The 18,709-nt window shown below is 63.2% G+C and carries 18 protein-coding genes; 2 read left to right on the top strand and 16 right to left on the bottom strand.

Translation table 11 applies throughout. The annotated features are described in order from the left end of the window. Nucleotides 1-6: 6 nt before the first annotated feature. From FGK64_RS19485 to FGK64_RS19525, 9 genes are all read right to left on the bottom strand, one after another. The gene (locus tag FGK64_RS19485; protein WP_138865540.1) at nt 7-846 is read right to left on the bottom strand and encodes a phosphoenolpyruvate hydrolase family protein; all 840 of its coding nucleotides are present in this window, start codon (nt 844-846) and stop codon (nt 7-9) included. Then, nucleotides 846-3,071, bottom strand: coding sequence for an ABC transporter permease (locus FGK64_RS19490; RefSeq protein WP_138865541.1), 2,226 nt, complete (start codon nt 3,069-3,071; stop codon nt 846-848). The genes FGK64_RS19485 and FGK64_RS19490 overlap by 1 nt, the downstream gene beginning before the upstream one ends. After that, on the bottom strand, nt 3,064-3,849 hold the full coding sequence (locus FGK64_RS19495) for an ABC transporter ATP-binding protein (protein WP_138865542.1): 786 nt from the start codon (nt 3,847-3,849) through the stop codon (nt 3,064-3,066). The genes FGK64_RS19490 and FGK64_RS19495 overlap by 8 nt, the downstream gene beginning before the upstream one ends. Before the next feature lie 28 nt (nt 3,850-3,877). Continuing rightward, nucleotides 3,878-5,125: an ABC transporter substrate-binding protein gene (locus FGK64_RS19500; protein ID WP_138865543.1), complete on the bottom strand. Its 1,248-nt coding sequence runs from the start codon at nt 5,123-5,125 to the stop codon at nt 3,878-3,880. A gap of 22 nt (nt 5,126-5,147) precedes the next feature. Then, the gene (locus FGK64_RS19505) at nt 5,148-6,188 is read right to left on the bottom strand and encodes a branched-chain amino acid ABC transporter permease (protein ID WP_138865544.1); all 1,041 of its coding nucleotides are present in this window, start codon (nt 6,186-6,188) and stop codon (nt 5,148-5,150) included. Then, a complete protein-coding gene (locus FGK64_RS19510; protein WP_138865545.1) occupies nt 6,185-7,237 on the bottom strand; it encodes a branched-chain amino acid ABC transporter permease in 1,053 nt (350 codons plus the stop codon). The genes FGK64_RS19505 and FGK64_RS19510 overlap by 4 nt, the downstream gene beginning before the upstream one ends. Before the next feature lie 6 nt (nt 7,238-7,243). Then, nucleotides 7,244-8,566 carry a metal-dependent hydrolase family protein gene (locus FGK64_RS19515; protein WP_138865546.1) on the bottom strand — a complete coding sequence of 441 codons (1,323 nt, stop codon included), beginning with the start codon at nt 8,564-8,566 and terminating at the stop codon, nt 7,244-7,246. A 61-nt stretch (nt 8,567-8,627) separates the two neighbouring features. Then, entirely contained in the window at nt 8,628-9,401 is a 774-nt protein-coding gene (locus FGK64_RS19520; RefSeq protein WP_138865547.1) for an alpha/beta fold hydrolase, read from the bottom strand. Further along, nucleotides 9,398-10,273 carry a fumarylacetoacetate hydrolase family protein gene (locus tag FGK64_RS19525; protein WP_138865548.1) on the bottom strand — a complete coding sequence of 292 codons (876 nt, stop codon included), beginning with the start codon at nt 10,271-10,273 and terminating at the stop codon, nt 9,398-9,400. Before FGK64_RS19525 ends, FGK64_RS19520 begins: the two co-directional genes overlap by 4 nt. A gap of 181 nt (nt 10,274-10,454) precedes the next feature. Between FGK64_RS19525 and FGK64_RS19530 the strand changes: the two genes are divergently transcribed. Then, nucleotides 10,455-11,126 carry a FadR/GntR family transcriptional regulator gene (locus FGK64_RS19530; RefSeq protein ID WP_138865549.1) on the top strand — a complete coding sequence of 224 codons (672 nt, stop codon included), beginning with the start codon at nt 10,455-10,457 and terminating at the stop codon, nt 11,124-11,126. 9 nt (nt 11,127-11,135) lie between these two features. Beyond that, nucleotides 11,136-11,639, top strand: a complete 504-nt coding sequence (locus FGK64_RS19535; RefSeq protein WP_138865550.1) for a FadR/GntR family transcriptional regulator — start codon at nt 11,136-11,138, stop codon at nt 11,637-11,639. 37 nt (nt 11,640-11,676) lie between these two features. Here the strand turns inward: FGK64_RS19535 and FGK64_RS19540 are convergent, their stop codons facing one another. The 7 genes from FGK64_RS19540 to FGK64_RS19570 form a co-directional block, all read right to left on the bottom strand. After that, nucleotides 11,677-12,828, bottom strand: coding sequence for a zinc-dependent alcohol dehydrogenase family protein (locus FGK64_RS19540; protein WP_138865551.1), 1,152 nt, complete (start codon nt 12,826-12,828; stop codon nt 11,677-11,679). 145 nt (nt 12,829-12,973) lie between these two features. Continuing rightward, nucleotides 12,974-13,762, bottom strand: coding sequence for a meso-2,3-butanediol dehydrogenase (budC, locus tag FGK64_RS19545; protein ID WP_138865552.1), 789 nt, complete (start codon nt 13,760-13,762; stop codon nt 12,974-12,976). A gap of 58 nt (nt 13,763-13,820) precedes the next feature. Continuing rightward, entirely contained in the window at nt 13,821-14,945 is a 1,125-nt protein-coding gene (locus FGK64_RS19550; RefSeq protein WP_138865553.1) for a zinc-binding dehydrogenase, read from the bottom strand. Nucleotides 14,946-15,003: 58 nt separating this feature from the next. Further along, entirely contained in the window at nt 15,004-15,780 is a 777-nt protein-coding gene (locus FGK64_RS19555) for an SDR family NAD(P)-dependent oxidoreductase (protein WP_138865554.1), read from the bottom strand. 166 nt (nt 15,781-15,946) lie between these two features. Beyond that, nucleotides 15,947-16,717: a flavin reductase family protein gene (locus FGK64_RS19560; RefSeq protein ID WP_138865555.1), complete on the bottom strand. Its 771-nt coding sequence runs from the start codon at nt 16,715-16,717 to the stop codon at nt 15,947-15,949. A 162-nt stretch (nt 16,718-16,879) separates the two neighbouring features. Next, nucleotides 16,880-18,178 (bottom strand): TRAP transporter large permease, encoded by a 1,299-nt coding sequence (locus FGK64_RS19565; protein ID WP_171054149.1) that lies wholly within the window; start codon nt 18,176-18,178, stop codon nt 16,880-16,882. After that, nucleotides 18,178-18,675 (bottom strand): TRAP transporter small permease, encoded by a 498-nt coding sequence (locus tag FGK64_RS19570; protein ID WP_138865557.1) that lies wholly within the window; start codon nt 18,673-18,675, stop codon nt 18,178-18,180. Before FGK64_RS19570 ends, FGK64_RS19565 begins: the two co-directional genes overlap by 1 nt. Nucleotides 18,676-18,709: the final 34 nt, after the last annotated feature.

The raw sequence follows: 18,709 nt of genomic DNA on the forward strand, positions 1-18,709 counted from the left end.
CCGGGCCTAGCGGCCCTGGAACGTCACCGCCTTGAATTTCCGTGTCTGTTCCGTCAGCGCGATTTCCGTCGGCAGCCGCTCCATCGAGGAGGCGCCATAGAATCCGTGACAATTTTCGGTGTTGTTCAGAACAAAGGCCGCATCCTCGGGCGAGGCGACCGGGCCGCCGTGCACCAGAACGATGGCGTCCTTGTTGACCTTCAGCGCCGCCTCGGACCACGCATCGACAAGTGCGGGACAATCTTCGAGCTTCAGCGCGGTTTCCGCGCCGATGGATCCGCCGGTGGTTAGCCCAAGGTGGCACACCACGATATCGGCGCCCGCCTTCGTCATCTCGGCCGCCTCATCGGCGTTGAACACGTAAGGCGTGGTCAACAGATCAATGTCCCGCGCTTTGCGCACAAGGTCGATTTCCTGTCCGTAGGACATGCCGGTTTCTTCCAGGTTGGCGCGGAAGGTGCCGTCGATCAGGCCGACGGTCGGAAAATTCTGGATGCCGGCAAAGCCCATGTCCTTCAGCTGGCGCAGGAATGGGTCGAACAGGCAGAACGGATCGGTGCCGTTGACGCCTGCCAGAACCGGCGTGTGTTTGACCACGGGCAGAATTTCGCGCGCCATTTCGACGACGATCTCATTCGCGTTGCCATAGGCCAGCAGCCCGGACAGCGAGCCGCGCCCGGCCATGCGATAGCGGCCCGAATTGTAGATCACGATCAGGTCGATGCCGCCGTCTTCTTCACATTTCGCCGACAGGCCGGTGCCCGCACCGCCGCCTACGATGGGGATGCGGTCGCGTTTCATCTGCTGGAATTTTTCGACCAGTTTCGCCCGTTCGAATGCTGGCATCAGGCTGTCCTCCTTGCGCGTCCGGCGATGGCGGTGAAGGCGCTGACCAGCGCCTCCGAAAAGGCCGGGTCGTTGATGTTTGCGTTGACCCGCACGATCTGGCGCCGCGCGGTCCGGGTCACCGTGCCCTCGATCGCCTCAAAAAGCGCGGCATTGGCGGCGGGGTCGTGGAATTGCGCGCCGGGCCGGTCAAGCATCGAGACGCCGCCTTCCGGGATCAGGAAGCGTACCGGCCCCTCCATCCGGTTGATGCGCTGGCCGATCCATTCGCCGATCTCGCGGCACTCACTCGCCGTCGTGCGCATCAGCGTGACCGAGGGGTTGTGGAAGACGAAATTACGCCCCTCGAACCGGTCGGGTACGCTGTCGCGCGCGCCAAAGTTCACCATGTCAAGCGCGCCGCAGGATCCGACCCAGGGCAGCCCCGTGTCGATGGCCGCGCCAAAGCGGTCGCGGTCGCAGGGGAAGACCCCGCCGACGATCATGTCGGCCACTTCTGTGGTGGTGATGTCAAGAAAACCGGCCAGCAGGCCCGAGTGCCCCAGCGTTTCCATCGCCATCCCGCCGGTGCCCGTGGCGTGGAACACGAGGCAGTCGTAATCCGTCTCCATCACCTTCTGCACCGCCTGGACGCAGGGGGTGGTGACGCCGAACATCGTCAGCCCAAGCGCGGGACGCGCGCGGGCGCGGCTGGCGGCCATTTCGGCCCCTGTGGGCATCGCGGCGACCATGCCCGCAATCGCGTGGGCACCGTTGGCCAGCACCCGTTCGGAAATCACGTTCAGCCCCTGCACATCGGTGACCGAGTGGAACATGTTGATGTCGGACGCGCCGACATAGGCCCGCGTATCGCCCGAGGCGACGGTGGAGATCATCACCTTCGGAATGCCGATGGGCAGCGCCCGCATCCCCGCTGTTGCGATCGAGGTGCCCCCGGATCCGCCCGCCGAGATCACCCCGCCGATGCCGCGCTGTTCGGCCATGAAGCGGGCAAACGCCTGCCCTATCGCCTGAACCGACCGCCCCCGGTCGCCCGAGAACACCGCCGATCCGCCCTGCGGGTGATAGCCTGCGACCTGTGTTGCCGTCACATCCGCGCGCGAAGGTTTCTGCGAGGTTGACAGATCGACCGTGCGCAGCGGCAGCCCCAGCTTGCGGATGCAGTCGGCCAGATACCGCAACTCGGCCGATTTGGTGTCGAAGGTGCCCGCCACATACACGGTGCGCCCGACCCGTTCGGCAAAGGGGATGCGGAACATGTCGCGCCCCGGTGCCTCGGGCTCTGGTTTGGCCTGTGCCGTCATGTCCCGGTGCAGCGCGCTGGCCGGAAGGTTCCAGCGGTTGGGCAGCTGCGACACGGTCTGGATACTGCCAGAGGGGCCGGATGCCTCTCCTGCCCCGCGCGACACCACAAACACCTTCGACAGGTCGCGCGCGGCCTGCTGCGCCTGATCGGGGGTGGGCATGTCGGGGGCGGCGTCATCCTCGGCGTGGCGGCCCACACCCAGCAGGCGCTGTTGCAGATCGCGATCGGCGGCCAGAACCGAGGCATCGAGCGTGCGGTTGATCTGTCCGTTCACCATGATCGCAACGGTATCGGAGACGGATGTCGCCACGCCGATGTTCTGCTCGATCACAAGGATCGCCATGTCGCCGTCGCGGCCCAGTTGCAGCAGCATTTCGGCCACCTGATCGACGATCACGGGGGCCAGCCCTTCGGTCGGTTCGTCCATCACCAGAAGGCGTGGGTTGGCCAGCAGGGCGCGCGAAATGGCCAGCATCTGCTGTTCGCCGCCCGACAGCTGCGAGCCGCCGTTGCTGCGGCGCTCATGCAGGCGCGGGAAGGTCTGATAGACGCGGTCCAGCGTCCAGGCGGCATCGGTGCCTCCGGTGGCCGCAAGGCGCAGGTGTTCGTCGACGCTGAGGCTGGGCCAGACCCGCCGCCCCTGCGGGACATAGGCGACACCCACGTTATGGATCTGGTGCGGCTCCAGCCGCGATAACTCGCGCCCGAACAGGCGGATCGAGCCCGAACGGACCTCTTTCAACCCCGTGATCGCGTTGCACAGCGTCGTCTTGCCCATGCCGTTGCGACCTACCACGCTCATCACGCCCTTGGGCAGGGTCAGCGACACGCCCTGCACCACATGCGCCTCGCCGTAATAGATGTGCAGGTTCTCGATGGTCAGCGCGGCGCGGGGCGCGGAATGATCTGCCTTAGCCATGACCGCCCCCAAGATAGATTTCCTGCACGCGCGGATCCTGTTCGATCTCTTCCGGGGTGCCTTCGGTGAACAGCGTGCCGTTGTGCATCATCGAAACGTATTCGGACACGCGCAGCGCCACATCCAGATCGTGTTCGATGATGATGTAGCCGATGTGCCTGGGCAGCGCGTTCAGGATGGCAATCAGGTCGCGCCGCTCGGTCGGCGACAGCCCGGCGGCAGGTTCGTCGAACAGGATGAACCGCGGCGCGCCCGCCAGAGACAGCGCGATTTCCAACTGGCGCTGCTGCCCGTGTGACAGCGTACCCACCACCACGTCACGGTCGCCGTCCAGATGCACCGCGTGGATGATGGAATCTGCCTGCGCCATCGCGCTGTCAGTGTCACGCGGGCGCAGCAGCGAAAACCGCCGACGCGACACACCACGACAGGCAAGGAACACGGAATCGCGCACCGTGAGGTTCTTGAACAGCTGCGAAATCTGGTAGGTCCGGCGCAGCCCGCGCCGGATCCGTTCATGTGCGGCCAGGGTCGTGATGTCCTCTCCGAAAAACCGGATTTGGCCGCTGGTCGGGTTGAAATCCCCGGTGATCGTGTTGAACAGCGTGGTCTTGCCCGCGCCGTTCGATCCAAGGACCGCGCGCCGTTCGCCGGGCGCGATCCTCATGGTTATGCCGGACAGGGCCGTCAGGGCCCCGAACGTGCGGCCCACACCGTCCAGTTCCAGCGCATTTGCGCCGGTGCCCTGTAAACGCGATGCCGCGACAGTCGTTGCCATGATCGGTCCCTGTCCAGAGGTTGCGCGGTTACGGGCAGCTTGGGTTTTCGCGGCTGACCGCACCCAAGGCCATGAACTCGTCGGCCTTGATGCCCAGCGTCTGGTTTACCTGCGGCGTCACCTGGATCATCTTGTTCACCAGCGTGCCGTCGTCGGCTTCGGTCACCTCGGTCAGGTACATGTCGGCCACCGCGTTGCGGTTGTCGTCAAGCGACACCTTGCCCGTGGGCGTGTCGAATTCCAGACCGGCCAGCGCCGCGCGGAATTTCGCGCCATCGTCCGACAGATCGCCGCCCACTTCTTCCAGCGCGAGGATCGCCGCCTTCATGTTGATGTAATAGGCGTGCGCAAACAGCGAGGGCGACGGGAACGCGCCATCCTGCTTCTTGTACTCGGCGGTAAAGGTCTTCCACGCCTCGGCATCGTTGGTGTCGGCGGTCGGGCCTGCGGCCGGGGTGCCGATCAGAACGTCACGCATCCGGCCCTTGGCCGTCAGCACGGTCTGGTCCACGGTGATCGAGCCGCCGATCAGGGGCGCCTGCCCGCCCGCATCGCTGTATTGCGACAGGAAGTTCACCGCGTCCGCGCCGCCGAGCGCGACATAGATCGCATCGACATCGTCCGGAATCGCGGCGATGACCGACGAATAATCCTTGTTGCCGATCGGCACCCAGGATTTCGACGGAACCGTGCCGCCCGCCTTGCAGAATTCGGCCATGAAGCCAAAGACCTGCGTGTAGGGGAAGGAATAATCCTCGGCCACGGTGGCGACGGTGCGATAGCCTTTTTCGTTATAGACGTAATCTCCAAGCCCGGCCATCCATTGGGCACCATCTGTCGAGAAGCGGAAGAAGTTGTCGGCCGGTTCGCGCAGCGTGGTGTCCTGCGCGGCCGAGCTGCCGTTCAGGAAGGTCACGTCAGGGTGCGTTTTGGCGTAATCCTTCACGGCGATGCCTTCGTCACCCGAAAGCGGCCCGACAAGGATTTTCACACCGTCCTGTTCGACCAGCTTGCGCGCCGCGCGCACCGCGCTGTCGGGCGAAGCATCGGACGAACCCTTGACGATTTCGATCTGCTTGCCCGCGACGGTGCCGCCGAATTCCTCCAGCGCGGTCATCGCGCCGCGTTCGGCATCTTCGCCCAGCACGGTGAACGCGCCTTCGAAGGTGGCCAGCAGGCCGATCTTGATCGAATCCGATTGCGCCAGAACAAGCGAGGGCGCGGTCAGCCCGGTTGCCATGGTCAGCGCCAGTAAAGTCCTTCTTGCAATAGTCATGTCTTCCTCCCTGGGTTTCACCTTACTTCACGGATGTCCGGAAAGACGCCCGCCAGTCTTCCCCGCCGGCCTTTGGCTTGACTCTCTCCCACAAGCCAAGAATGCCGTCGGGCGAAATGAACACGATGATCAGGAACACCATTCCGATCAGGGTGTTGAATCGCTCCGCTCCGATGATGTCGATTGCGAAGGTCTGCATCAGGGTCACGATCACCGCGCCCAGAAAGGGGCCGATGGGGTGGCGCATGCCACCGATGATCGCGATCACCAGAATGTTGATGGATGGGCCCACCGCGATGGTCCCGGGCGAGATGCGCCCGTTGAACCACACCAGCAGGATGCCCGCCGCGCCCGCGATCAGCCCGGCCAGCCACCAGGCAAAGACCTTGTGCGCGGTCACGTCGAACCCGATCGACCGCATCCGGCGCGGGTTGTCGCGGATTGCTTGCAGCGTCATGCCGAATGTCGACCGCGCACCATACAGCACGGCCGCATAGGCCAGCACCGCGCAGAACAGGCAGAGGTAGTAGAACGGCACCGGGTCGCGCCAGTAGACGCCAAACACCTCGGGCGCGCGCAGCCCGTTATAGCCGGGGAAGCCGTTGAACAGGGCATAGTTCTGCTGGGCAAAGTAGAAACACGCCGTCGCAACGGCCAACGTGATCATGATGGTATAGATGCCCTCGGTCCGCACCGCGACCCAGCCGATCAGCGCCGACATGAGCGAGGCAATCAGGATCGCCAGCGGCCCATAAACCCACCACGGCCAGCCGAAACCGTATATGCCCGAATTGTTTTCGCCAAAGATCGCAACGACATAGCCCGCCGCGCCTGCCACGGTGATCTGCGCAAGCGAGACCATGCCGCCATAGCCCGCCAGCAGCATAAGCGACAGGGCGATCATGCCCAGCACCAGCGAATAGCCCCCGATCTGCGTCAGGAAGAAATCGTTCGCCATCGCCGGATAGACCAGCAGCAAGGCGCCCAGCAGCAGGTGCCCGATGCCGATCCGGTCGAACCAGCCGGGGGCCCTGGCGGCGCGGGGAACGCTCAACTCGCTCATAGCGATCTCCCCATGATGCCCTGGGGCCGGATCGCCAGCGTCACGACCATGATGACGAATGTCAGCACCACGCCATAGGTCGGGAAGTAGACCAGCCCGATCTGTTCCGCCAGGCCGATGATCAGCGCTCCGATGGCGGCCCCCACGATCGATCCCATGCCGCCCACGATCACCACGACAAGCGAGGCGAGCAGGTATCGCACGTCCTCTCCGGGCGAGACCGACAAGACCGAGCCGCCGATGACGCCCGCCAGCCCGGCCAGCCCGGCCCCCAGCGCAAACACCACGGCAAAGATCATGTGCACGTTCACGCCCGAGGCCGAGAGCATCGCCCGGTCATCCACCCCCGCGCGGATCATCGACCCGATGCGCGTGCGGTTGATCAGCAGCCACAGCGCCACGCCGATCACGATGGCCGCGCCCAGCACGACAAGGCGATAGAAGGGATAGGCCAGGAACACTTCGCTGCCGTTCGACCGCACGGCGGTGACAATGGGCAGTCGCACCGCGCCGCTCAGCCAGTCGGGGGTGAGATACTGATAGGTGGTGCCGCCCCAGACGGCGAGCATCAGGTCGGCCGCCACCACCGAGATGCCGATGGTCACCAGCGTCTGGCGCAGGTCGTCGCCCTCCAGCCGGCGGAACACCAGGATCTGCATCACCAGCCCGACCACCGCCAGAACAAGGAACCCGCCGACGACACCCAGCAGCCAGTACCCGGTGCGGTCGGCGATTTCATAGCCGACATAGGCGCCCAGCAGGTACAGCGATCCATGCGCAAGGTTCACGTTGCGCATCAGCCCGAACACCAGCGTGAAGCCGCTGGCGACAAGGAAATACAGCCCCGCAAGGGTCAGCCCGTTTAGGATCGCCGACAGGAACGCCTTTTTCGAGATCAGGATCGCGTCCAGCCAATCGGGCCATTGCGCAAAGACCATCCACAGGAACACCGCCCCCACGATCAGCAGCGCGACCGCGCCGACCTGACGGCGGGTGATCCCCTGCCCCTGCCCCAGTGGATCGGTTCGGCTGCGCGACGCGTCCGACATGGCGGATCAGGCGGTCAGGCGGCGGCGCGCGTCATTGCTGCGCGGTGCCTTGTGAAATTTGCCGTCTTTCATGATTGCCAGCAGCCTGTCCTGCTTTTGCAGGATGCGCACATCGGCCAGCGGGTCGCCGTCGACCAGCAGCAGGTCGGCCAGGTAGCCTTCCTTGATCATGCCGAGTTCCTTTTCCATGTTCATGATGTGGCCGCCGTATTTCGTGGCGGCCTGGATCGCCTCCATCGGGGAAAAGCCCAGCGTGGTCACAAAGGTCTCGATGTCCTTGGCGTTGGTGCCCTGCGGCGTCCACGCGAACCCGTAATCGCCGCCGATGCAGATGCGGATGCCGCGCCGGTGCATTTTCTTCATCGTGTCGATGCACATCTCGAGCTCGCGTTCATAGAGCATCGAAATTTCCGACCCGGGTTTGATCCCCCATTCCTCGGCGTGGCGGGCGGTATTGATCAGCCAGGCGATCCCCGGTGCCACGATGTGATGGTCGCGCGCGGCTTCCAGCGCGTCGAGCGCCTGTTCGTCGGCAAAGGAGGCGTGATAGATGTTCTGGATGCCGTGGCGGATGCACTGCATCACCGACCCGGACGACCGTGCATGCGCCGCCAGCACCTTGTTGCGGCAGCGGGCTTCGGAGGCCGCCATGGCGACCTCTTCTTCCGACATCGGAGTTTCCTCGGCCCCCATGCCGGTGATTTCTTCGCCCGAGAGGTTCAGCTTGATCGCGTCGACGCCGTATTTGATCAGCGTGCGCACCACGCGCCGCACCTCTTCGGGGCCGGACACCACGATGCCAAGGTTCAGACCCTCGTGCGGAATATGCGAGGGCGCGGCATCGCCCAGCCCGCCCACGGTGGTGATTTCCGGCCCGGCCGCCAGGTAGCGCGGCCCGGGATAGCGGCCTTCGTTGATGAAGCGTTTGGCCACCACGTCCAGACGGGGCTTGGCCGAGGCCGCGCCGCGCCCGGCGGTGAACCCGGCGTCGATCACCAGCTTGGCCATCTCCATCGTGACCAGCATGTGTTCCTCGACTTCCATCATCTGGATCGGGTCGATGCCGGGGGCGTTGTTCCACGAAAGATGCAGGTGCGCGTCGATCATGCCGGGCATCAGCGTGGCACCCATGCCGTCGATCACCGTCGCCCCGCCCGAGGTATGCGATTGCGAGAACCGCGCCGAGCCGCGGGTGATCTGCTTGATCCGGTTGCCCTGGACCAGCACCTCGCCTGAATAGGGCTGTTCCCCGGTCGCATCCAGAATGCGCACGTTGGTGAACAGAACCGATCCGCCCTCGGCGGTCCAGCCGTTGGAATAGCCTGCCATGTCATCCTCCCTTGTGCCGCCCGCCCTCCTCGACGGTTGGCAAATCCTCATGCCCCGGCGGTCATCCCCTCCCGAGGTTTTCTGTCAGCAGCCGCCGGCAGTCGGCGGGCTTTTCAATCGGTGTCCAATGGCCGCAGGCCGGCAGGATCACCGCCCTGCCCTGCGCAACCTCATCGGCCAGCTGGTGCGCGACAGAGGGCGGGCCAACGCCGTCTTCCTCTCCGGTCACGATCAGCACCGGCATCTTCAGCGCGCCTGGATCGGCGCGGTGGGCACCTGCCAGCGCCTCGCAATTCTGGGCAAAGCCTTCGGCGTCCTGCCGCATGTGGCTTTCGCGCACGAAGGCGACGGCGGCGGCGTTCGCGTCAGCCGCACCAGAGGCCAGCCCCCCGGCGGCCATCTGTTCGCCCACCACGTCCATCCCTTGATCGCGCGCGAGATCGGCCCGGGCGCGCAGCCTGTCGCGCGCCGCGTCCGCGGGTTCGATCAGCGGCCCGAACAGCGTCAGCGTTCGCGCCAGCGCAGGGCGTGCCTGCGCCACATGCTGCGCAATCAGCGAGCCAAAGGAATGGCCCACCAGATCGGCATCACCTACGCCCAACTCATCCGCCATGCGCAGCACCGCATCGACCAGCCCGCGCAGGTCCAGCCCCGCGCGCGGCGTGGGCGATCGCCCTGCCCCCGGCAGATCGGGCCGGATCACCCGCCGCCCGCCAAGCGCGGTCATCAGCGGCTGGAACGAATTCGACGTGGCCCCCAGACCGTGCAGCAGGATCACGGCGGGGCCGTCGCCCTGCTGTTCGATGCACATGCCTGCGGTTTGCGTCGTGGTCATGCCCGCGCCTCGGCAAAGCGGTTTTCCAGCGTCCCGATTCCGGAGATTTGCACCTTCACCACATCGCCCGCGCGCAGGTATTTCGGCGGCTTGAACCCGATGCCCACGCCCTCGGGTGTTCCGGTGGCGATGATGTCGCCCGGCATAAGCGTCAACCCGGCGGAAATGGTCGAGATGATCGTGGGGACATCAAAGATCAGATCGCGCGTGTTCGCGTTCTGCCGCATCTCGCCGTTGACCCAGGTGGTGACGGTGGTGTCGGCCACGTCCAGCTCGTCCGCGGTTACGGCAAACGGGCCCATCGGGCAGAAGGTGTCCTGCGACTTGCCGATCAGCCACTGGCTGTAGCGGCCTTGCAGGTCACGCGCGGTCACGTCGTTGACAATGGTATAGCCCCAGACGTGGGTCATCGCGTCCTCGGGGCGGATGCCGCGCCCGCCCTTGCCGATGATCACGGCCAGCTCGGCCTCGTAGTCGATCGCCGGTGAAACAGCCGGGTCGATCAGCACCGGCGCGCCCGAGGCGACAACGGTTTCCGGCACCTTGGAAAAGATGATCGGGAATTCCGGCAGCTCGCCCTGCGCGGCAGAGGAATCGAACCCGCTGCGCGAAAACTCCAGCGCGTGCGCGTGATAGTTTTTGCCGACGCAAAAGATGTTGCGGTCGGGTCGCGGCACCGGCGCCTCGATCTCAACCTCGGAAAGAGCGATCGGAGACAGAAGGTCAAGCGCGTCCAGATCCTTGCCGATCAGTGCGGTCACGCCCTTTGCGGCTTCTTCCGCCGTTAGCGCCACCGGCGAAATCGAACGTCCGTCCGCAGATACGATTCCGACACGCCGTTCGCCGGCATGTCTGACCGAGGCCAGTTTCATCGCCTCACCCTCCCTATGAACCAATGCAGCATTGGTTTATCCTCGCAATCAGCTTATGAGGGCATTTCGCGCCAATCAAGTAAATTTCACCTTGCAAATGTGATCCAATGCGAAGAAAATCGTGTGAATTGGTTCCCTTGATGTGATCCAATTTTGCATTGGTTCATATTGACGGAAACATATGGCACTCGCAAAAACCACGAGTCTGACAGAAGATCTGCGCCGCCGTCTGGATGCGGGGGAATGGCAGCCGGGTGACCTGATGCCGACCGAACGTGCGCTGGCCACCGAATATGGCGTGGCGCGCAACACGATCCGCAAGATCCTGACCCGCATGGTTGAAGATGGGCTGATCGAACGCCGCGTCGGTCAGGGCACGATGGTTCTGGACCGGCCCGACAACCAGTTCGCCGACATCCTGGACCATTTCCTTGACGCCAGTCCCATCGACATCCTGAACCTGCGTATCTTTATCGAGCCCCACAGCGCCGAGGTTGCCGCCCGCCACGCCTCGGAGGCGGAATTGGAGGCGATCATCGAGGCCGATGCCAAGTGCAGCGAATCGACCGACCTGGACCGTTACGAATACTGGGACAGCGAATTCCACCGCCGCATCCACCTTGCCACGCACAACCCCTTCCTGACTGATCTGTTCGACCTGATGTCGATCATCCGCTTTCAGGCCCCGATGATGGAGATCCGCCGCCGCTCTTTCAGCGAAGACAGGCGGCTGGCCTATGGCACCGAACATGCCGACATCGTCACCGCGCTTTGCAACTGGGATGGCAAGGCCGCGTCACAGGCAATGCGCACGCACCTGCTGTCGCGGCGTTACAACTACTTCGGCCAATAGGAGGCGGGCATGACCACCATCGTGAAACCGCGCAAGATCGTCTCGACCGCCGGAACCACACGCGAATTCATCCGCATCCTGAAACGCATGTCTGGCGCGGGCCCGGCCGATGTTCTGGCGGTGCGGCTGATCATCGAACCACAGGCGGCGGCGGCCGTGGTGTCCAGCGCTAGCGGAGCCGATTTGAAATTCATCCGCGAAGCGCATGACGCCGCGATGGCCGCCCCCGATCTGGCGAGCTTTGAACATTGGGACGGCGAGCTGCACAGCCGCATCTACTCGGCCACACGGAACGAGCTGCTGATCAGCCTGAACAACCTGCTGGCCGACATCCGCACTCGCACGCCGTGGATCCGGCTGAAACAGCGGGTCATTACCGACGACAAGCGCCGCGAATATTGCGCCCATCACGCAGCGATCGTCGATGCCATCGCGCGGCGCAACGCCGATCAGGCCTCGGACGCGATGCACATGCACATCTCGGTCATCATCGACGACCTGTTCCCGAAATAGCGCCCGGTTTTACACCCGATGAAAAGCGAAGAGGCGTCTACCCCATCTGGATGACGTGGCGGATTGTCTTGCCTTCGGCAAGCATGTCGAAGGCGGCGTTGATGTCGTCCAGCGGGCCACTGGATGTCATCAGCCGATCCACCGGCAGCCGCCCCTGCTGGTACAGCGCGATATAGCGGGGAATATCGCGTGACGGCACGCCACCGCCCAGATAGCTGCCGCGCACGGTGCGCTCTTCGCCCACCAGCCGCACCTGTTGGATCGCAACATTGACCGACGGGTTGGCAAGGCTGGCCGTCACGGTCTGGCCGCCGCGCCGCGTGACATTGTAGGCAAAGTCAAACGCCGGAGCGACGCCGGCAGTCTCGATGGCCGAATGCACACCGCCTTTGGTCAGCGCCTTCACCTGATCGACGGCATCCTTTGCGCCCGAATTCACCACGGCTGTTGCACCCAGCTTCTGCGCGAACTCCAGTTTGGACGGGTCGATATCGGCTGCAATCACATCTGCCGCACCGGCTGCCAGCGCCCCAAGGACGGCGGCCAGCCCAACACCGCCAAGCCCGACCACGGCAACGGATTGGCCGGGGCGCACCTGCGCCGTGTTGACGACAGCGCCCATGCCCGTCAGCACCGCGCAGCCGAAAAGGGCGGCTTTGTCGAGTGGAAGATCCTTGTCGACTTTCACAAGCGAGCGGGCCGAAACCACTGCGTACTCGCCGAACGCAGACACGCCGACATGATGATACACCTGCTCTTCGCCCGCGTGCATCCGGATACCGCCACCCAGCAGCACACCCTCGTTATTGGCGACGGCCCCCGGTTCGCACAGCGCCGCGCGCCCTTCGGCGCAAGGCGCGCAATGCCCGCAGGAAGGCACAAACACCATGATCACGTGATCGCCAACCTCGAGACCCGTAACACCCGGCCCGCATTCGACAACCACGCCTGCCGCCTCATGCCCCAGCGCCATCGGTGTCGGACGCGGACGATCGCCGTTGATGACCGACAGGTCGGAATGGCACAACCCCGCCGCGGCGATCTTTACCACGACTTCGTCCCGTCCGGGCGCGTCGAGTGTCAGCGTCTCGATCGTCAGCGGCCTGGTTTCGGCATAGGGCCGGGCCACCGGGCTGTGGCGGAGCACGGCCGAACGGCCCTGTCGTGGGGATTGCTCAGTGTTCGGCATTGTGGTCCCTCCCTGCCGTTGTCGAAACGCGCGCGGCGCACGCTCAAAGACGGTTATACAGCACAAAGGGTGGTTGATAAGGCTCCGGTTTTGCGTGTGTGCGCCTGGACGATGTCAGCGGGCGTTGACCGCGTCGCGGCTGCGATCAGTCCGATCTCATCCGCAGGAATTGCGGCTGATTGGTTGCGGCTGTCAGTCCGCCGTCAACCGGAAGATTGACGCCTGTGATATAGGACGCCTCTGACGAGGCCAGAAATGCAATCGCATCGGCCATTTCATCCGGCGTGCCCGGCCGCCCCATCGGGAGCCTGCTGTCGTACTCGGCCTTGATCTTGGCGTCTTCCATCATCCATGCGGTCCGGGGCGTTGCGGTTAAACCGGGGCACACCGCGTTCACGCGCACATTGTCCCGCGCGTAATCCACCGCCAGCGCCCGTGTCAGGTTGACCACCCCGCCTTTTGCGGCGTTGTAGGCGAACAGCCCGTTGTCGCCGAACAGGCCCGAAATCGAAGCGGTGTTCACCACGGCGCCCTGCGTGCGGACAAGATGCGGCATGGCGGCCCGACAGGCATAGAACACCGAGTCGAGGGTCACCGCGATCACCTTGTGCCAGGCGTCTTCTTCCAGCTCTGTCACATCGGCCAATGCACCAAGCCCGGCGTTGTTGACCAAAATATCCAGTTGCCCGAAGCGTTCGACGGTATCGTCAATGAAGGCGCGAACCTGCTGCATGTCGGTGACATCGCATTGACGCATCATCAGCCGATCTTCAGACAGGTCGAGCGGACCGAGCGCCTCTTTCAACGCGTCGATGGACAGGTCGGAGGCGGAAATAACGGCACCTTCGGACGCCAGTTTCCGTACGGCCGACAGCCCGATCCCTGATGCCGCTGCTGTCAGGGCGACAACTTTCCCGGTAAATCTCTGGGGCACTATTCTATCCTCTCGGGTGCATCTTCGGGGTTCGACGTTCGCGACATTTCCAGCCTCTTCATGCTGTTATAAGCGTCTTTGACTCGGTTCCGCGGGCCAGGAACGTGTTGATCGTATCCAGACGCAGCACATCGGACAGGCCGATCCTGTTCGAGAACTGGCCCTTGAAGGTTGTGCCAAGCCCTGCACGAACGCGCGCGAGAAGCTTGTCGGTCTCGTCGGCGCCAAGCGTTTCAAGATAGGGGAACAGAAGCCAGCCGCGACAGGACCAGAACAGCCCTGCCGACCGGGGAATTTCAATCGGCGACATATCCAGCGCGCCGTAGATATAGCACTGCCGCTGTTCCCGGCTTCCATAGTTGCTGAATTCCGTCAGCGACCGGCGGCAACTGGTTTCCATGCCTTCAAGCACCTGCCCCGTCAGCTTGCCGCCGACCGCGTCGAAGCAGGCCCTTGCGCCGGTTTCATCAATTGCCTTGACCAGCTGATCTTTGGCGTCGCTGGCAGAGGTATCGATCACATGTTCGGCGCCCAGGGCGCGCAGTTGGTCGGCCAGTTCGGGCCGCCGCACGACGCTGACCAGCGCAAGCCCGTCTTCGCGGCACAGATGAATCATCATCCGACCGATGTTGGATGCGGCGGCCGTATTCACGAATGCCGTGTATCCCTCGGCCTTCGCAGTGGTCAGAAGACCCAGCGCGGTCAGCGGGTTCACGAAGGCGGCAGCGCCATCTTCAAGGCTCACGTCATCCGACAGTTCCATGCACCCGGATGCATCGAACACCTGGATGTCGCGATATGTGCTTTTGCCCCAGACGGCCACGCGTTTGCCGATAAGGTGCTCCGCGCCCTTGCCCGCGTCCAGCACCGTTCCGGCACCTTCCATTCCGGGCTCGATCAAATGCCCGATCCGAAGCTTCTGACTTTCCAGCGCTCCGGGCCGGAGTGGCGCCCGAATTTCAGGCGCGGCGTCGGTGCCTGACTGCACCGCCTTGCTGAAATCGGCGGGGCCGAACATCACGTTCATGTCCGACGAATGAATCGGGCTGGCCTGCATCTGCACGATGATCTCACCCGGGCCGGGTGGCGGAACATCGCATTGTTCTATCCACGCATGAAGTTCGCCTTCGGCAGAAATCCGGCTGAGAAGTCGGCGCGTTGTGCGCGGCGCGCTATCGGTCATGTTATTTCCTCTTTGATTTCAGAGACGCGCGTACCGAGCGGTCCGCGGCATGATGTTGTCAGATGCCTTGAATGGTCGTGCCACCGTCAACCACAAGCGTTTGCCCGGTTACGAAAGACCCGGAAGGCCCAGCCAGAAAAACGGCGGCGCCGGCGATCTCTTCCGGGGTGCCAGCCCGTTTCAGCGGCGTGCTGCGCATGTAGGTTTCATAGGTGTCGCGATCGTCCCAGAGGGCTTTTGAAAACTCTGTCTTGATCAGACCCGGCGCGATGCAGTTCACGCGGATATTGTCGCCACCGCATTCAACGGCAAGGTTGCGGGCAAGCTGCATGTCGGCGGCCTTCGAGATGTTGTAAGCGCCGATAACGGGTGAGCCGACAAATCCACCGATGGACGACACGATGATGATCGCCCCATCCTTCCGGCCGCGCATTTGCGGCAACACCATACCGATCAGCCAGTTGTTGGCGATGATGTTGTTGTCGAGGATCTTCCTGAACCTGTCGTCCGGTATCTCTGCAAGCGGGCCGTAGTAGGGGTTGCTTGCCGCGTTGCAGACAAGGATATCCACTTTTCCGAATGTTTCGTCGGCATGCGCGACCAGCGCGTTCAGCGCCTGCTTGTCAGAGATACTTGCCGCGAAGGGGCTGGCAGCCTTGCGTCCCGTGGCGATGTTGATCTTGTCGGCGGCTGTGTCGCAAGCATCCTGATTGCGCGAGGACACAACCACCTGTGCGCCTGCGCGCGCCATCTCCATCGCGATGGCAAAACCGATCCCCCGCGACGACCCGGTAATAACGGCCACCCGTCCGGCCAGAGAAAAAAGGGACGACATTTCGGCTTCTCCATCGTTGGGGCGGCTTGGTTTGGGCCGCGTCGGGTTCGGTTTGCAATTGCCAAGCCCGCACTCTTATTCGGTGATTCCTGATTGCGTGCTGCGCGCTATGTTCCGGGTTCGGTGGCCTGCCACCTGCCCCGCGCAAAGGCGTCGCGCCGCCATGTCAAAGCACATTCGCATCGAAGTAGACCATCGGTTCATCGTCCTGTGTGTGGGACGTTTCGATCCGTCCGACCAAAAGAAGATGCGTGCCCAATGTGATCGTGGTCGCGATCTTGCATTCGATGCTTGCAAGCGCTGAGGGCAACACCGGAAGGCCCATCGGGCCCGCCTCCCAGCCGGCGCCTTCGAACCGCGCGATCCCCTGCGGTGCCTCGGTGAACTGTGGCAGCAGGTCGGCGTGTTGCCTTGTCAGGATATTCACGGCAAAGCGGCCCTCTCGGACCAGCCGTGGCAACGACGAACTGGTCTTGTGCACAAAAACGCCAAGCGCCGGCGGTTCTGCGCAGATTGAGACCACGCTGGAGGCAACCATTCCGGCCGGGTCGTCCATCGTTCCGGTGGTGACCGCGCAAACGCTGGCAGCAAGACGGCGCATGGCATCCCGAAACTGGTCGCTGGACACCCGCGCCGGAGGCGCGCCGCGAACGATATGGGCCCGCACCTTTCCGCCTTTCACCCATCCGTACTCCGCAGCCGCCGAGATCATGCCGTCGAAGCCGGTATTCCAGTCGGGGTTGCTGGCCTCGTGGCTGAGAAATTTGAGAACGCCGGCCGCCAGCCAGATATGATCGTCGCCTTCAAGGTCCCCCAACCGCGCGGCGAGATCCCGGAAACGTTCCGGTTCCATAGGATCCACGACCAGTTCGAGGCGGTTGAACTCCCACGGGTTTGACAATTCGAACACACCCAGATCGGTGATACCAAGCTGCATGGCCTTGCTCCTTCATGATCCGATCGCGGCGACGGCTTCGTTCAGATCGGGCCGCGATGATTGCGTTTCGCAGGGCGAAGCGCGGTCTTCTTTTCTATCGCCCGTTCGGGGCGATGGGCGGGTCGGCCGGGAAGCCCCCCGGGGGGCATTCCGGCGCGGGGGTTAAAGCAGCATGGTCAGAAGCTGCGGGAAGGTCGCCAGGATCGTCATGGCCAGAATGAAGATCAGGACATACGGCAAGACAGCCGAGAAGATCGTCTGCATGGATATGTCGCCGATGACGCCACGTATCACGAACAGCACGTAGCCAACCGGCGGGGTCATCGCGCCAACCGTCATGTTGATGAGGAACAGAACCCAGAATGCAATCGGCTCGATCTCCATATGCGGCAGGATGGTCAGGTAGATCGGTATCAGGATGAGCATCGCCGCGATTTCGTCGAGCAACATGCAAAGGACGAAAGGGATGGCCATCATGATCAACAACATGATCGGATCCGGCAGATCCAGATCGGCAACCACCGAACTGATCAGGCGGCTTGTTCCGCTGAACCCCAGCAGTTGGGTGAACAGCTGGGACGAGAACATGATGGCGATCACCATGGTTGTCGTCAGCGTGGTCGATTGCAGCGCCTCCACCATCATCCGCAGGGATAGCCGCCCGAAGATGAGCGCGACGATCATGGCGCCGAACACACCGGCAACGGCGGATTCAATGGGTGTGGCAATGCCCAGAATGATCGATCCGACGACGAAGCCGATAACCAGCGTGAACGGCAGCAGCTTACCGATGGCCCCAAGGATTTCGCCCCCTGTCGGGCGCTGGTAGTCCGTGTCGATCGGGGCAATCTCGGGGCGCAGGGCCACCCGGATCAGGATATAGGCAATGATCATGCCAAAGATCATCAGGCCGGGGATGATCCCCGCGACGAACATATCCTTGACCGACATCTGCGCCAGAATGGAAATCAGGATGGCCAGCACACTCGGCGGAATGATCGGGGCCAGACAGGCGCCGCCGATCAGAACCCCGACCGACATCTTCTTGTCATACCCGCGCGAACGCATTTCGGGGTAGACCGACCGTGACAGCATCGCCGCAGACCCCATGGCCGAGCCCGACATCGTGGCCAGAATCGTTGAAATCGAGATGCCAAGCACGAAGTGCCGCCCGCGAAACCCTCCGATCAGCTTGTCGGTCGCGGTCAGCAATTGTCCCACGGCGTTCCCTCGATACAGGATCTCTCCCATCAGGATGAACGCCGGCAAGGGCACCAGCGTAAGGGACGTGGATGTTGAAGAGATCGAGTTGACGAAAAGTACCGATCCGGCCGGACCCATCATCAGCATGACCGCAATCAGATTGCAGAACAGGAAGCTGATGTAGATTGGCACCGACAGGGCGAACATCAACAACAGTCCGACCGACATCACGAGAATTGGGAGAAAGGAGGCGTCCATCAGGTAAAGTCTTTCCCGAACATCGTGGAGTGCTTGCGCAGCGAGAAGGCGTTCACAAAGTGCATCACGCCGCTCATCAGAAAGGCATAAGTCAGCATGGCGGACAGGACCCATTTGGGGATCGAGAGATCCGCCACCGTGATTGTGCCGGCCTTGAACTGCTTCCAGCAGATTTCGGCGCACAGGTAGGCGATGACCATGCAGACCAGAAACGACAGCCCTTCGACAAACGGCACATAGCGCCGCCGCGCTTCGGGCGAGAGCGCCTCGAGAAGCAGGGACACCGCGATCTGGGAACCTTGGCGTGTCACATGCGGCATCGAAGAGCAGATCGCGAAGCAGAAGAAATACACAGATACCTCGGGCACCCATGACACGGGTTTTCCAAGGGTTCGGCTGATCAGATCAAGCATCGAAAACAGGATGATCGCGGTGACCGCCGCGACTCCCAAATTGAAACTGGCACGCGCAAATCTGTCTGAGACACCTGGTTGCATTCTTCGCTCCTCCTTGCCTTTGACCGCCGAAACC

The organism is Arenibacterium halophilum, assembly GCF_005938225.1.
In the GTDB taxonomy this organism is placed as follows: Bacteria; Pseudomonadota; Alphaproteobacteria; order Rhodobacterales; family Rhodobacteraceae; genus Arenibacterium; species Arenibacterium halophilum.

Excerpts from the sequence above, each read along its gene's own strand:
- FGK64_RS19485 (WP_138865540.1), bottom strand. The coding sequence starts at position 846 with ATGCCAGCATTCGAACGGGCGAAACTGGTCGAAAAATTCCAGCAGATG.
- FGK64_RS19490 (WP_138865541.1), bottom strand. The coding sequence starts at position 3,071 with ATGGCTAAGGCAGATCATTCCGCGCCCCGCGCCGCGCTGACCATCGAG.
- FGK64_RS19495 (WP_138865542.1), bottom strand. The coding sequence starts at position 3,849 with ATGGCAACGACTGTCGCGGCATCGCGTTTACAGGGCACCGGCGCAAAT.
- FGK64_RS19500 (WP_138865543.1), bottom strand. The coding sequence starts at position 5,125 with ATGACTATTGCAAGAAGGACTTTACTGGCGCTGACCATGGCAACCGGG.
- FGK64_RS19505 (WP_138865544.1), bottom strand. The coding sequence starts at position 6,188 with ATGAGCGAGTTGAGCGTTCCCCGCGCCGCCAGGGCCCCCGGCTGGTTC.
- FGK64_RS19510 (WP_138865545.1), bottom strand. The coding sequence starts at position 7,237 with ATGTCGGACGCGTCGCGCAGCCGAACCGATCCACTGGGGCAGGGGCAG.
- FGK64_RS19515 (WP_138865546.1), bottom strand. The coding sequence starts at position 8,566 with ATGGCAGGCTATTCCAACGGCTGGACCGCCGAGGGCGGATCGGTTCTG.
- FGK64_RS19520 (WP_138865547.1), bottom strand. The coding sequence starts at position 9,401 with ATGACCACGACGCAAACCGCAGGCATGTGCATCGAACAGCAGGGCGAC.
- FGK64_RS19525 (WP_138865548.1), bottom strand. The coding sequence starts at position 10,273 with ATGAAACTGGCCTCGGTCAGACATGCCGGCGAACGGCGTGTCGGAATC.
- FGK64_RS19530 (WP_138865549.1), top strand. The coding sequence starts at position 10,455 with ATGGCACTCGCAAAAACCACGAGTCTGACAGAAGATCTGCGCCGCCGT.
- FGK64_RS19535 (WP_138865550.1), top strand. The coding sequence starts at position 11,136 with ATGACCACCATCGTGAAACCGCGCAAGATCGTCTCGACCGCCGGAACC.
- FGK64_RS19540 (WP_138865551.1), bottom strand. The coding sequence starts at position 12,828 with ATGCCGAACACTGAGCAATCCCCACGACAGGGCCGTTCGGCCGTGCTC.
- FGK64_RS19550 (WP_138865553.1), bottom strand. The coding sequence starts at position 14,945 with ATGACCGATAGCGCGCCGCGCACAACGCGCCGACTTCTCAGCCGGATT.
- FGK64_RS19555 (WP_138865554.1), bottom strand. The coding sequence starts at position 15,780 with ATGTCGTCCCTTTTTTCTCTGGCCGGACGGGTGGCCGTTATTACCGGG.
- FGK64_RS19560 (WP_138865555.1), bottom strand. The coding sequence starts at position 16,717 with ATGCAGCTTGGTATCACCGATCTGGGTGTGTTCGAATTGTCAAACCCG.
- FGK64_RS19565 (WP_171054149.1), bottom strand. The coding sequence starts at position 18,178 with ATGGACGCCTCCTTTCTCCCAATTCTCGTGATGTCGGTCGGACTGTTG.
- FGK64_RS19570 (WP_138865557.1), bottom strand. The coding sequence starts at position 18,675 with ATGCAACCAGGTGTCTCAGACAGATTTGCGCGTGCCAGTTTCAATTTG.